Here is a 13,075-nt window from a genome sequence, read left to right as displayed (position 1 = left end):
GGCATCTCATGGGCTCCGCCCGGACGCCCCTCCGGTGGTCCGCCCTGCTCGAAAGGGAGAATCGGAATGCCTATCCCTCGCAAGCTCGGCGGCACCCTCCTCGCCGCCGTCGCCACTCTCGCCGTCGCCGCGGGCGCCATGCTCGCGAATGCCCCCGCCGCGCAGGCCGCCGCCGGCTGCCGGGTCACCTACGCCGTGCAGAGCCAGTGGAGTGGCGGCTTCGTCGCGAACGTTGACGTCGCCAACCTCGGCGCTCCCCTCACCGGCTGGCAGCTGACCTGGTCGTTCAGCGCCGGGCAGCAGGTCACCCAGCTGTGGAACGGCGCCGTGAGCCAATCGGGTGCGCTCGTCACCGTGACCAACGCGAGCTGGAACGGCGGCATCGCCACCGGAGCCACCACGTCGTTCGGCTTCGGCGCCTCCATGAACGGCACGTCGAACCCGGTGCCCACCGCCTTCACGCTCAACGGCGTCGCCTGCACCGGCAGCGTGGATCCCACCCCGTCCGGCTCGAGCGCCGGCCCGACGGCATCGACCACCCCGACCCCGGTGGCAAGCGTCCTGGACCAGGTCCACACGGTGGGCCGGCTCAAGACGACCGATGTGGGCGTGCAGTACACCTGGCCGGGCACGTACTTCGAGGGCCGGTTCCGCGGCACCGGCGTCGGCCTGGTCCTCAACGACTCCAACAACGACTACGTCGTCGAGGTCGACGGCGTCACGGTCGCCACCCTGGTGACGCCGGGGCAAGTCACCCACTGGGTCAAGGATCTGGCGAACGGCGACCACACCGTACGGCTGGCGAAGCGCACTGAAAGCCCCTGGGCCGCCGGGGAGTTCGGCGGCCTCGTCCCGGCCGCCGGGGGCACGATCCTGGCCAAGCCGGCCGCGCGCAGCCGGCAGATCGAGTTCATCGGCGACTCCTGGACCGCGGGGTACGGCGACATGTCCACGTCGCGGGATTGCGCCGGCACCGGCGGGGTCACCCGGAACAGCAACGCCGATGTCGCGTTCGGCGCGCTCACCGCGCGGGGTCTGAACGCCGACTACCAGATCAATGCCTGGTCCGGCATGGGCATGGTGCGCAACTACAACGGCCAGACTCCCGAGACCACGTTCCGCACCTACTACGACACGGACCTGCAGGCGCTGTGGAACAGTACGGTGTGGCCGGTGCCGAGCACCTGGAGGCCGCAGGTCGTGGTGATCGGCCTCGGCATCAACGACTTCTCCACCGCGCCCAACGCCGGCGAGAAATGGTCGAACTTCGACGAGTTGGCCGTCGACTACCAGGCCGCCTACCTGGCGTTCATCGACAAACTGCGGACCCGGTACGGCGCCGCTACCGAGATCGTGCTCACCTACCCCGACCTGTCGTACCTCACCACCGCCTTCGCTGACTCGGTCAAGCAGATCGTCAAGACGCGCAACGACGGTGGTGACGCGCGGGTGTCGTCGCTGTACTACGACAACAACGCCCTCGGCATGGACCTCCTTGGCTGTGACTGGCACCCGTCGCAGCATGACCACCAGATTCTCGCGACCACGTTGACCCGGCACATCTCGACCCTGCCGATCGCCTGGTAGGTAACTCCACGTTGGACTCCGATCGAGGGGAGGGTGCCCGGTTACACTCGCCGGAATCCATCGATCGGAGGTGTCATGCCGCGTGGGGGCGACGGCGCCGCGCCTACCCGCCGGGCCACGATCCGTGACGTCGCGTCGGCGGCCGGTGTTTCGATCGCGACGGTCTCGCGCATCCTGGGCGGCACCTATCCGAGCGCTCCCGCCACCCGCAGCCGGGTGCTACGAGCCGTTCGTGAGCTGGACTACGTGGCCAACGCGCACGCCCGTGCCCTGTCCGGATCCGCCAGCAAGACGATCGCCATCATTCTCAACTCGGTGATCTCGCCGTACTACGCCCACGTCGCGCAGGGCGTGCAGGCGCAGGCGGCTGAACACGGCCGGCTCTGCCTGATCGGCACCACGGGTGGCGACCCGGACCGCGAGTCGGCCACCATGCGGCTGATGCGCGAGGAGCACGCCGACGCGGTGATCCTGGTCGGTAACGTGGTCGCCGACCAGAGCTACCGTGACCGCCTCGCCGAGTACGCGCGCGCCCTGCACGCCGCCGGCTCCCAGCTCGTCCTCTGCGCCCGGCCCCCGCTCGACGCCGGCGTGCCGACGACCGCGGTCGAGTTCGACAACGCCGGCGGCGCGCACGCGATCACCAGCCATCTGCTGTCGCATGGCCATGAGCGGATCCTCTACCTGGGACACAAGCCGGGCTTCACCACCTCCGAGGGGCGCATCGCCGGCTACCGGGCGGCGCTGGCCGCGTTCGGCGTCCGGCCGGATCCCGGGCTGGAGGTGCACGGGACCCTGGTGCGGTCCGAGGGTTACCGCATGATGCTCGAGCGGCTGGACGCCGGACCGGCTGACTTCACCGCGGTCTTCGCCGCGAACGACCAGGTCGCGGCGGGCGCGTGGCAGGCCCTGCGGGAGCGCGGCCGGCGGGTGCCGGACGACATCTCCCTGGTGGGGTACGACGATCTGCCGCCCGCCGAGGATATCGGGCTGACCACCGTGCACGTGCCCCACGAGGAGTTGGGTCGCGCCGCCGTGCGGCTGGCGCTCGAACGGGAGAACGGCGCCGCGGGGCCAGGTCACCTCATGCTCGGCACCCACATCGTGGTTCGCGATTCGGTGCGCCCGGCCAAGCGCCGGCATTGATCCTCGCTACGGTCGGCGTTGACATAGAAGTCCCTCGATGCTTTGGTGTAAACGTTTTAACTCACCATCGATGAGGAGGCCGCTGTGGCAACGGAGCAGTCAGGCGTTCGGCGGCGGACGCTGCTCCTCGGGGCGGTCGCCGGAGCGGGTGCGGTGGCGGCCGGAGCGGCACCCCTGCTTACCGCCGACGCGGCGGCGGCCACCGCGAGCAGTCGGCAGGTCTACGACCTCAACCTGGACTGGAAGTTCATCCGGCAGGACGTCGCGGGTGCCCATGCGGTCGACTTCGACGACTCCGGCTGGGTCACGGTGAGTGTGCCGCACACCTACAACGACGTTGACTCCTTCGACAACTGGATCACCAGCTCCGGTGAGTCGGCCGTGGCCATGCAGATCACCTGGTACCGGAAAAGGTTTTCTATGCCGGCCGCCCAGCAGGGTCAGAAGGTACTGCTTGCGTTCGAGGGGGTGCGGCAGGCCGCCACCGTCTACGTCAACGGCACCAAGGTGGGCGTATGCGAGAACGGCGTGGCACCGTTCGGCTTCGACATCAGCGGCCAGATCAAGTTCGGCGCGGAGAACGTCATCGCGGTCAAGGCGGACAACACCAAATGGCGCCCGGAGGAGTCGACCGGGACGCCGTTCCAATGGGACACCCGCGACTTCAATCCGGAATACGGCGGCCTCACCCACAACATCCGGATGTACGCGCTGCCCCGCACCTACTTCACGCTGCCGCTTTACACCAACCTCAAGACCACCGGCACGTACGTCTACCCGAGCGCCGTCAATGTGGCCGGAGCCACCGCCACGATCAACGCGCAGGCGCAGGTCCGCAACGAGCAGAGCACCGCCCGTACGGTCACCGTGTCGGCCACCGTCCTCAACGCGGACGGGTCGGTGCGGGCCACCATCGCCGGCGCCACGGTCACCATCGCCGCCGGCGCGACCCAGGACGTCACGGTCTCGCAGCGGGTCAGCTCGCTGCGTTTCTGGTCGCCCGAGTCGCCGTACCTCTACACCGTCGAGGTGGTGCTGACCGAGAACGGCGCCGTTCTCGACGCGTACCCGATCACCACCGGCTTCCGGAAGACATCCTTCAACGGCGGGACCAGCACCGGCGGGGTCTACGTCAACGACAAGTACTACTTCCTCACCGGGTACGCGATCCGGGCCACCAACGAGTGGGCGGTGATCGGCGGCGCCGTTCCGGAGTGGATGACCGACCTCGACGGGCAGATGATCCGCGACAGCAACGCCAACCTGATCCGCTGGATGCACGTGGCTGCCTCACCGCAGAACATCCGGATGACCGACAGGCACGGGATCATCTGCATCCAGCCCGCCGGGGACAAGGAGGCCGACGCCGTCGACCGGCAATGGGACCAACGGGTCGAGCTGATGCGCGACGTGCTCATCTTCTTCCGCAACAACCCGAGCATCCTGTTCTGGGAGGCCGGCAACAACTGGGTCACCGCGGCCCACCTGACCCAGATGGTCAACCTGCGCAAGCAGTACGACCCCAGCGGCGGCCGGGCGATGGGCTGCCGGGCCATCTCGGACGACCCGGCTTACGGCGGCACCGCCGCGGTTGACGCGGCCGAGTACGTCGGCACGATGCTCAACCGGCACTACTCCGTCTACGCCCGCGACCGCAAACCGATCATCGAGTGCGAGTACACCCGGGACGAGGCGCCGCGCCGCGTCTGGGACGACTACTCCCCGCCGGATTTCCGCTACGTCGTCGGTCCGGACGTCACCTACACCTGGAACAGCGAACAGTTCGCCGGCGTCCTGGCGGCGAGCACCCGGTACGAGTTCTGGAGCCAGCGCATCCAGGGCCCGGGCGACCGCCGCTACTCCGGTGCGGCCGCGCTGGTGTGGGCCGACTCCAACCAGCACGGTCGGCAGTACAACTGGGAATGCGCCCGGCTCTCCGGCCGGGTCGACGCGGTGCGCATCCCCAAGGAGTCCCTGCACACCTACCGGGTCATCCAGAACACCCTGGCCGACCTGCACCTCATCGGCCACTGGACCTATCCGGCCGGCACCCGCAAGGCCATCTACGTGATGGCGTCGGGTGTAGTCAAGCGCGTGCAGTTGCTCGTCAACGGCACCCAGGTCGGCAACAGCACCACGCCGGTCAACGACTTCCTGCACACCTTCCCGGACGTGCCGTGGACGGCCGGCACCATCACCGCGGTCGGGTACGACGCCGGCGGCGTCGAGGTGGTCCGCCAGAACAAGGTCACCGCCGGCGCCGCCACCGCGTTGCGCCTGACATCGCGTACCGGCCCGGGCGGACTTCGCGCCGACGGCAGTGACATCGCCTTCTTCGACGTCGAAGCCGTCGACAACCAGGGCCGCCGGATGCCGACCCACCAGGCGACCGTGAACTTCACGCTCACCGGCCCCGGCAAGCTGCTCGGCGGGTTCAATTCGCACATCCCCGGAAGCGTCCATAAGGCGTCCGTGCAAACCGAGGCCGGCGTCAACCGCGTCTTCGTCCGCGCCACCCGCGCCGCCGGCATCCTCACCCTGACCGCCACCGCGACGGGACTGACCGCGGCCACGACCACCGTCACGTCAGTCCCGATCAGCGCTGCCGGCGGCCTTCTCGTCCGATAGGAGAACGACCTCCGGCGGGCGAACGGCAGGATTGCGCGAACGCGCACGCCGTCCGAGTCGCCGACAGAACCGTGGTCGCGGCCGGGTAGCCACTACTACCTGAGTAGCCTGCTCACGGTGCGGTCCAGCCACTGGCGATGCGACCGATCCGGACACGCTGGGGGTGGTGGCCGACCCCGACCGAGGCGACCTTCCGGCCGGTGGCGAAGTCGATCGCCGTCACCTGGTCAGCACCGGACTCGGAGATCACGCACTCCTTGCCGTCGCCACTGACCGTGGCCCAGTACGGCTTGCTCGCCGCAACCGGCGTGCGAGGCGTGAGGGTGGCCCGGTCCACGACCATCGCCAGGTTGTCCATCGTCCCGGCCACACAGAGCTTCGTTCCGTCCGGGTTCATCGACAGGCCGTGGTGCCGGGAGTCGTTGACCCAGGTGGTCCGGTCGGGGTCGGTGTCCGGGCTGGTCGGCATGTCGGCCACCCGGGTGACCTTGTCAGTGGCCACGTCGTACTCGACCACCCCGGCGAAGAACGAGACCTGGAAGTAGAGCTTGGACTCGTCCGGCGAGAAGACCGCCGGCCGGACGGCGTTGGAGAGGTCGGAGCGGCCGAACGCGTCCAGTCGCGACCGCATGTCGATGGTCTTCACGACCTGCCACGTGCGGGTGTCGATGATCGTGATGTGCCGGTCACCCTTGGTCCAGTCCCACGCCGGGTCGTCGAGCGACGTGTTCACCTCGCCGATCGACATGTTCCACAGGTACCGGCCGTCCTTGGTGAAGATGTTCTCGTGTGGTTTGTCCCCGGCGTCGAGGGCGGCGATCTGCGCACCGGTACGAATGTTCAGCACGTGCACCTTGTTCGACGTGGAGGCGGAGACCGCCACCATGGTGCCGTCCGGCGAGACCGCCATGTGGTCGGCGCGGTAGCCGGACACCGGGAACCGCCACTTCAGCGCGCCGGTCGCCAGATCGATCGAGACCACGTCGGCGAAGCTCGGCCGAGAGACGACGAGCGCGTCCCCCTCAGGCGTGGTGTACATGTCGTCGACCAGTTGGTCGTGCCCTTCGCCCGGTCCCTGCTGGATACCGAGATAGAAGCCGAGCGCGACCGGATTCAAGTAGATCTCCCAGAGCCGCTGTTGCTTGTCCGGCACCACGTCGATCCGTCCGATGCGGGCGAGGTCGCCGGTTGAGTGGATCACGTCGACGGTGCCGTCCCAGTTGTTTCCCACGAACATGACCTGCTGCAGCGAGGCAGCCGCAGCGGCCGGCGACGCCGCACCGAGCGGCAGAAGCAGCAGCATGACGCCGAGAAAACCGACGGCTGCCTTACGTACGCGGGCACGCGAACTCGACGCTGATCGTGCGGTCATCGGCCACCTCCGGGGATGAAAAATGATCCGCTGCGGGCCCGCGCCTGCCGCGCAGCAACACCATCTGACCAGCACCAGGTCTCGTGCCGATAGAGAGCGGCCGCCAATGCCTCGGCAGCCCGTTGTCCCTCGCCGACAAGCCAACCGGGACGGCACCGGACCGGTTACCCGGCGGCGGCGCGGTGGAGGTCGCAGACGCCGAGTTGAAGCGGCGAATCGGCGGCAAACGGTCGACGCGTCCAGTCGCCGAAGCGCTCGACGAGATGCAGCAGAAAATTGGCCATGATGAACACGAAGTCGACGGTGCGGCCCAGATCGAAGGCCCGCATGTCGCCCGGTATCCATTCCACCGCAAGGCCGCGCGCTTCCGCCTTACGCTGAGCCTCAGCCAGCATGTCCGACGAAAAATTCGGACCGACGCACGACCGCCCGTCGGCCGCGATGGGATCAGCTTGTGCCCCGTGCCGCACCCGAGCTCCAACACGCTTCCGCCTTGCCGATCGAGCGCCCCTCCTTTCCGTTGCTGCCCCGACCATGCGCGATGAGGTTGGCCCATCCTGGCTGGCACCAACGACTTCGCACCATCGGTTATCACTCGGGTGGCGGGGCGAGGTGCGGACAGGTCCGGGGTCGCCGGAGACGTGTGGACCGGCCGTCCGATCCGGCGGCCGGTCCACAGCGAGGCGCGAGGTCAGTAGTGGTCGTGCGAACCGCGAGTAGCTACTGCGTAAGCGTGCCGGTGCTTAATAACGGCCCACGTAGTGGTAGTTCGCGTTCAGGCTGGCGGGTGCGGCGTGCACCGGGGCCAGCGCGTCGAACGGCGCCACGTCCAGGTCGCGGATCAGCTGGTAGCCGGGGTCGAATGTGGGGACGTTCAATACCCCGGGTGCCACGCCCTGCTCGACCCAGTCGATCAGGGGCTGGAGCAGTTCCGGTACGCCGATCTCGGACGGGTTTTCGGATGCCTCCGGGCCGAAGAGGCAGTGGTAGCCGGCCGGGATCATGTACAGCCGCGAGTACGACTGGCTGCCGCCCCGCCTCTGCACCGCCGCGTAGTAGTCGACGGTGGAGAACGGCGGGATCGAGGGGTCGGCCCAGCCGTGGTAGAGGATGATCTTGCCGCCGTGGGACCGGAACGCGGACAGGTCGGGGTTGTTGGCGTTGTAGATCGCGTCGCCGAGCACGTTGAGCCGGTCGAACGTGGCCTTGGTGAACTGCACGTCGGTCAGGCTGAAGGTGGCCGGGTTACGCGGGTAGGCGAGGTAGCGGAACCAGTTCAGAGCGATCTGGCCGGCAAACCCGTTGAGCGGTGAGCCGGAGGAGACCACGAACTGGTCCTGCCAGCCCAGCTCCGAGCCGTACGGCATTCCGCCGTTGTAGAGGCCGTGCGGGCCGCGGTAGAAGTCGGTCACCGCCCGGACCTGCGCCGGGGTGAGGCACGACGGGGTGTCCACGCCGGCCGGGCAGGCCAGCGACGACGGCTGGAAGCCGCACCGCCGCGGGTCCTGGATCACCTCGCCACATGCCTTCTGGACGGCCGCGTGCAGCGCCGGCAGCTTGGCCGGGCCGAGGATCTGCCCGCCCGCGGCGTCCGTGTTGCGGGTCGCCACCCAAGTGTTGAGCAGCGCGAGCGGCGCCAGGTTGTTCGCCGGGGCGCCGGCCAGGATGCCGTCGAAGTCGGCCGGGAACCGCTGGGCCAGGTTCAGCCCCTGCCGGCCGCCGGTCGAGCAGCCGTCGAAGTAACGGTGGGATGGCCCGTGCCCGTAATAGGCGGTCATCACCGCGTCGGCGACGTGCCGCAGCCGATGCTCGGACAGCAGCCCGAACTCGATCCGGGCCCGCGGATCGGCGCCCCAGGTGGCCGGGTCGGAGCGCTCCGGGTCGCCGGTGTGCCCGGTGTCGTCGGCGGCCAGCACCAGCTTGCCGGTGAGCGCGGCCGCGCAGCTGAAGCCGAACAGCGGCAGGTCGAGCCCGGGCACCTCCCCGCACAGGCCGCCGCAACCCTGTTGAACGTATTGACCGGTCCAGCCGCTGACCGGCAGCCGGACGGTGAAGTGCGTCGCCGGCTGGATCACGCCCTTCACCTCGCAGAACGGCAGTTGCTGCTCGGCGATGGTCACGGTGATCAGCGTCGCCGACGTCACCGTCGCCTCCGGCGGCCGGGCCGAGACCAGCTTGCTGCAACTCGCCGCGGGCGGGTCACTCCGGGCCGTCGTCGAAAGACCGAGCATCATCGGTACGGCGGTCAGGATCGCCATCATTGATCGGATCATCAGTTGTCCCTCCGTTGTGGAGGAACGCTAGGGGCTCGGCGGGTGGCGGCGGATCGGTCCAGGGACCGGGATCCGGGTCATCCCTGGGGCGGAGCCGTGCCGGGCCGCACCAGCCCGCACTCGTACGCGAGGACGGCGGCCTGGACCCGGTCGCGCAGGCCGAGCTTGGACAGGATCGCCGACAGGTGCGTCTTGACGGTGGCCCGGCTCAGCGTCAGCCGCTCGGCGATCTCGTCGTTGGACAGTGCCCGCGCGACCAGCGTCAGCACCTCGACCTCGCGGTCGCTGAGCGGGTCGAGCGCGGGTGGGGCGGCGCCGCCGGGCAGCTCGCCGGCGAACCGGTCGAGCAGCCGCCGGGTGACCGTCGGCGCGAGCAGCGCCTCCCCGCGCGCCACCACCCGGATCGCGGCGGCCAGGTCGTCGGGCCGGGTGTCCTTGAGCAGGAAACCGCTGGCCCCGGCCCGGAGCGCGGCGAACACCGGCTCGTCCAGGTCGAAGGTGGTCAGGATGACGACCCGGGCCGGGTTGCCGAGGGCGGCGAGCTGCCGGGTCGCCTCGATGCCGTCCATCCGGGGCATCCGCACGTCCATCAGCACCACGTCGGGTCGCAGGCTCTTGGCCAGCGCGACCGCCTCGACACCGTCGCCGGCCTCGCCGACCACCTCCAGATCGGGCCGGCTGTCGATGATCATGCTGAAGCCGGCCCGGACAAGTTCCTGGTCGTCGGCGATGAGAACCCGAATGCTCACCCGACGGACCTTAGTGGCAGATCGGCCCGCACCCGGAACCCACCGTCCGGCGACGGCCCGGCCTCCAGCGTGCCGCCGAGCAGGCGGGCGCGTTCGCGCATCCCGACGATGCCGCGCCGCGCGGACCCGTCGACCCGGCCGGTCGGTCGCGGCGGCCCGTCGTCGCTGATCTCCAGCCGCACCGAGCCCGGCTCGTGGCGCAGGATCACCCGCGCCCGGGTGGCCTGGCTGTGCCGCAGCGTGTTGGTCAGCGACTCCTGCACGATCCGGTACGCCGACAGGTCGACCGCCGCGGGCAGGGCCGGCGCCGCGCCGGGCGGCTGGTCGAGCTCCACCCGCAACCCGGTCGCCCGCAGGCTCTCGGCGAGGGCGCCGAGCTGACCGAGGCCGGGCTGCGGCGCATCCGGCTCGGGCTCCGGGCCGGCGCTCATCGTCTGCAGCAGCACCCGCAGCTCGGCCAGTGTGGACCGGGCCGCCACGTCGATCGCGCCGAGCGCCTTGCGGGCCAGATCGGGCCGGGTCTCGAAGACGTCGGCGGCCGCGCCGGCCTGCACCACGATCACCGACACCGTGTGGGTGAGCACGTCGTGCAGCTCGCGGGCGATCCGCGCGCGTTCCTGGGTGAGGATGCGGCGCTCGGTGTCGGCCCGGCGCAGCCCGCGGGTGCGGCCCAGCTCACCCAGCGCCCAGCCCAGCGCCGGCCCGGCGACGGCCAGCAGCAGGTTGCGCCAGTCGCCCCCGGCCAGCTTCCACGGGGTGCCGGCCACCAGCAGCGCGAGCACCCACAGCGACTGCCGGGGCGGCCGGAGCCGCGCGTAGCAGGCCAGGACCGCCGCCACCTGGCCGAGCCAGCCCACCTCCGGCGCGAGCGCCTCGATGCCGACGCCGGCCACGACCGCGGCCGCCATCGCCGCCTCCGGCCACCGGCGGATCCACACCACGCTGCCCGCCTGCACGGCCGCCAGCGCCAAGGCAGCCGCGAGGCCGGTGGGGGAGCCGGGACCGCCCGGGGTGACCACGATCAGCGACCCGACGACCACGAACAACCCGGCGGCGACGGCGCTGGCGGTGCGGCGCTCGCCGCTGATCCGGGACCGATTGTGCACGCCGCGATCGTAGGCAGCCCGGCCCACGGCGGTCATCGGTCCCAGGACCGATCGGCCACTCATCCCCGGGGCGGACCGGAGGCCCGGTCAGGATTGTTGGGGTCTCGGCTTCAGAGGGCCGGGGCCGGCTGAGCCGATCAGGGTGGGTTCCAGCAAGGTGACCAGCGTCTGCTGCTGTTCCGGGGTCAGGGCCTGAGTGGCGGGCGCCAAGGCGTTGCGGGTCTCGGCGTAGATGCGCTGGGTCAGATCCAGGCCGGTCGGAGTCAGGAAGACGTCCATCGCGCGGCGGTCCGCAGGATTCTGGTCGCGCCCGATCAGGCCGCGGCGCTCGGCGCGGTCGATCAGGCCGGACATCGACGACTTGTCCACGCCCAGGAAGAGCGCCAGGTCGGTCACCCGGGCGCGGCGATCGCGCAGGATGCCGAGCACCCGCAGCTGCGTCAGCGACAGGTCGTTCTCAGCGCCGATCCTGGTCAGCACTCCCATCACCTGAAAACTGCTGCGACGGCACGCACTACAGCAGCACCGGCACCTTCCCGATCGTCCCCGGCGCCGACGCGGTGGTCCGTGACCCGCAGGGCAACCTGCGTTACGCCGCGCTCGACGACACGAGCTTCGGTACCTTCGCCGACCGTACGGGCCGCCGACGCCGACGTCGTGCTCGACTACGCGTGGGGTGACCCGTCGGCGCAGGCCATGCTTCCCCTTCTCACTGCCCGTGCGGACCGTGACGTCCCGTTGACCTGGATCCGGATCGGGTCGATCGCCGGTGAGCTCGCGGCCATCCCGTCCGTCGCCCTGCGCGCGGCCCGGCTGCAGATCGTCGGCAGCGGCATCGGCTCCGTCACCCCGCGTGATTTCATGGCCGAGCTGCCGGAACCCGCCGCGACGCCGGCGGCCGGCACTCTGCAGGTGCGGGCCGGTGCCGTACCTCTCGCCGCCATCGGCCAGGAGTGGAGCAGCGAGACCGGCGACCGCCTGGTTTTCGTCCCCTGAGCCGAGGTGCTGACGGCCCCCGGGAACCGGGGGCCGTCGTCGACGATCAGTTCATGGTGGCGCCGATGGTGCTGCTTCCCGTCGTCAGGAACGTCGTGGCGGGCAGGGTGCCGCTGGACGAGCGGGCGTTGTAGCAGGTGGTGGCGTCCGTCGAGAGGAACGACGGGGTGCTGATCCCGCTGTCCCAGTTGTTGCCGGACGAGGTGACCGAGGAGCCCTTGGTCACCGAGCCGCTGCCGTTGCTCACGGCGAGGTTCTTACCGAGCTTCGCCGAGCTGGTGGCGAAGTAGTAGCCGTAGTTGCCGTTGGCGTAGGCGGTGGTGCGGTTGATGACGATCGCGCCCTTGTTGGAGTTCTCGGTGAAGCCGTTGCCCGCGTCGTCCCACGCCGCCGAGTTGTTCACGACGTGCGCCACGGTCTCGCCGTCGCCGCCGAGCTTGTAGCCGTTGCCGTCGCCGGCGAAGGCGGAGTCGCTCCAGCGGTTCTTGCCGTTGCCGAAGGACCAGGTGTGCTCGATGGTGACCGGCGAGGAGAACGACCACAGGTCGATGCCGTCGTCGGAGTTGTTGTAGAGCCGGGCACCGGTGACCAGGTTGCCGGTGCCGGAGCCGAACTTGATAGCGACACCGTCGGCGTTCTCACCGTGCTCGGCGGCGTCGTAATTGCCGTACGAGTCGATGTTCTTGACCGTGTTGTTCGAGGTGCCGTCGCCGGTGAGGGTGAAGCCGGAGTCGCCGCCGTTGATGGTCTTGATGTTGTTCCAGTTGGTGCCGATGCAGGACGTGCAGACGACCGCGCTGTCCGGCGAGTTCTGGAAGGTGATGTTGGAGACGTTCCAGTAGTCGGCGGTGAGCTTGAAGATCCAGGAGCCACTGGGGAGGCTGGTACCGCTGATCTTGACAACCTCCGAGCCGTACGCGGTGAGCGTGACCGGCGAGGAGGAGGTGCCGTTGGCCGTCGACTGCAGCGTGGCCGTCGGGTAGTACGTGCCGGCGCGGACCTGGATGACGGTGCCGGCGGTGGCGTTCTTGATGGCGTTGGACAGGTCGGTCACATTGCTGACGACGACCGTGGCCGCGTACGCCGGGGCGGAGAGCAGGACGAGGCCGATGGCGGCGGCGGCCGATGCGGCGAGGACGGTCCGCATGGTTCTCATGGTGCGGGTTCCTTTCGGGGGGCTGGACTGACCCCTCCCCGCTGCGGCAGGACAAACCGGCT

Annotated in this window: 11 protein-coding genes; 4 read left to right on the top strand and 7 right to left on the bottom strand. The window is 69.8% G+C overall.

Going from position 1 to position 13,075, the window contains the following annotated elements; all coding sequences use genetic code 11:
* Positions 1–66 precede the first annotated feature (66 nt).
* The 3 genes from AB0E90_RS28865 (at position 67) to AB0E90_RS28855 (ending at position 5,361) form a co-directional block, all read left to right on the top strand.
* A complete protein-coding gene (locus AB0E90_RS28865; protein WP_360412392.1) occupies positions 67–1,587 on the top strand; it encodes a cellulose binding domain-containing protein in 1,521 nt (506 codons plus the stop codon).
* Between the two features lie 75 nt (positions 1,588–1,662).
* Positions 1,663–2,733, top strand: coding sequence for a LacI family DNA-binding transcriptional regulator (locus AB0E90_RS28860; RefSeq protein ID WP_360412389.1), 1,071 nt, complete (start codon positions 1,663–1,665; stop codon positions 2,731–2,733).
* Positions 2,734–2,817: 84 nt separating this feature from the next.
* Entirely contained in the window at positions 2,818–5,361 is a 2,544-nt protein-coding gene (locus AB0E90_RS28855; protein WP_360412386.1) for a sugar-binding domain-containing protein, read from the top strand.
* A 112-nt stretch (positions 5,362–5,473) separates the two neighbouring features.
* On the opposite strand, the gene AB0E90_RS28850 is transcribed toward AB0E90_RS28855, so the two are convergent.
* The 6 genes from AB0E90_RS28850 to AB0E90_RS28825 form a co-directional block, all read right to left on the bottom strand.
* Positions 5,474–6,664, bottom strand: coding sequence for a YncE family protein (locus tag AB0E90_RS28850; RefSeq protein ID WP_360412567.1), 1,191 nt, complete (start codon positions 6,662–6,664; stop codon positions 5,474–5,476).
* 233 nt (positions 6,665–6,897) lie between these two features.
* Positions 6,898–7,203 (bottom strand): class I SAM-dependent methyltransferase, encoded by a 306-nt coding sequence (locus tag AB0E90_RS28845; protein ID WP_360412381.1) that lies wholly within the window; start codon positions 7,201–7,203, stop codon positions 6,898–6,900.
* A gap of 273 nt (positions 7,204–7,476) precedes the next feature.
* The gene (locus AB0E90_RS28840) at positions 7,477–9,006 is read right to left on the bottom strand and encodes a tannase/feruloyl esterase family alpha/beta hydrolase (RefSeq protein WP_360412378.1); all 1,530 of its coding nucleotides are present in this window, start codon (positions 9,004–9,006) and stop codon (positions 7,477–7,479) included.
* Between the two features lie 77 nt (positions 9,007–9,083).
* Positions 9,084–9,755 carry a response regulator transcription factor gene (locus AB0E90_RS28835; protein ID WP_360412375.1) on the bottom strand — a complete coding sequence of 224 codons (672 nt, stop codon included), beginning with the start codon at positions 9,753–9,755 and terminating at the stop codon, positions 9,084–9,086.
* Positions 9,752–10,861: a histidine kinase gene (locus tag AB0E90_RS28830; protein WP_360412372.1), complete on the bottom strand. Its 1,110-nt coding sequence runs from the start codon at positions 10,859–10,861 to the stop codon at positions 9,752–9,754. The genes AB0E90_RS28835 and AB0E90_RS28830 overlap by 4 nt, the downstream gene beginning before the upstream one ends.
* An 87-nt stretch (positions 10,862–10,948) precedes the next feature.
* On the bottom strand, positions 10,949–11,347 hold the full coding sequence (locus AB0E90_RS28825) for a MarR family transcriptional regulator (protein WP_360412369.1): 399 nt from the start codon (positions 11,345–11,347) through the stop codon (positions 10,949–10,951).
* A gap of 81 nt (positions 11,348–11,428) precedes the next feature.
* Here AB0E90_RS28825 and AB0E90_RS28820 point away from each other — a divergent pair, with 81 nt between their 5' ends.
* The gene (locus tag AB0E90_RS28820) at positions 11,429–11,857 is read left to right on the top strand and encodes a hypothetical protein (RefSeq protein ID WP_360412366.1); all 429 of its coding nucleotides are present in this window, start codon (positions 11,429–11,431) and stop codon (positions 11,855–11,857) included.
* A gap of 46 nt (positions 11,858–11,903) precedes the next feature.
* Here the strand turns inward: AB0E90_RS28820 and AB0E90_RS28815 are convergent, their stop codons facing one another.
* Positions 11,904–13,013: a chondroitinase-B domain-containing protein gene (locus tag AB0E90_RS28815; RefSeq protein ID WP_360412363.1), complete on the bottom strand. Its 1,110-nt coding sequence runs from the start codon at positions 13,011–13,013 to the stop codon at positions 11,904–11,906.
* Positions 13,014–13,075: the final 62 nt, after the last annotated feature.

Origin of the sequence: Actinoplanes sp. NPDC026619 (genome assembly GCF_040638295.1) — a bacterium.
Taxonomy (GTDB): Bacteria; Actinomycetota; Actinomycetes; order Mycobacteriales; family Micromonosporaceae; genus Actinoplanes.
The sequence above is the reverse complement of the archived record's forward strand: the minus strand, read 5'-3'. Positions and strand labels throughout refer to the sequence as shown.

What these genes read in the sequence shown, in the direction of transcription:
- AB0E90_RS28850 (WP_360412567.1), bottom strand. Translation starts at nt 6,664, where the DNA reads ATGCTGCTGCTTCTGCCGCTCGGTGCGGCGTCGCCGGCCGCTGCGGCT.
- AB0E90_RS28860 (WP_360412389.1), top strand. Translation starts at nt 1,663, where the DNA reads ATGCCGCGTGGGGGCGACGGCGCCGCGCCTACCCGCCGGGCCACGATC.
- AB0E90_RS28825 (WP_360412369.1), bottom strand. Translation starts at nt 11,347, where the DNA reads ATGGGAGTGCTGACCAGGATCGGCGCTGAGAACGACCTGTCGCTGACG.
- AB0E90_RS28865 (WP_360412392.1), top strand. Translation starts at nt 67, where the DNA reads ATGCCTATCCCTCGCAAGCTCGGCGGCACCCTCCTCGCCGCCGTCGCC.
- AB0E90_RS28840 (WP_360412378.1), bottom strand. Translation starts at nt 9,006, where the DNA reads ATGATCCGATCAATGATGGCGATCCTGACCGCCGTACCGATGATGCTC.
- AB0E90_RS28815 (WP_360412363.1), bottom strand. Translation starts at nt 13,013, where the DNA reads ATGAGAACCATGCGGACCGTCCTCGCCGCATCGGCCGCCGCCGCCATC.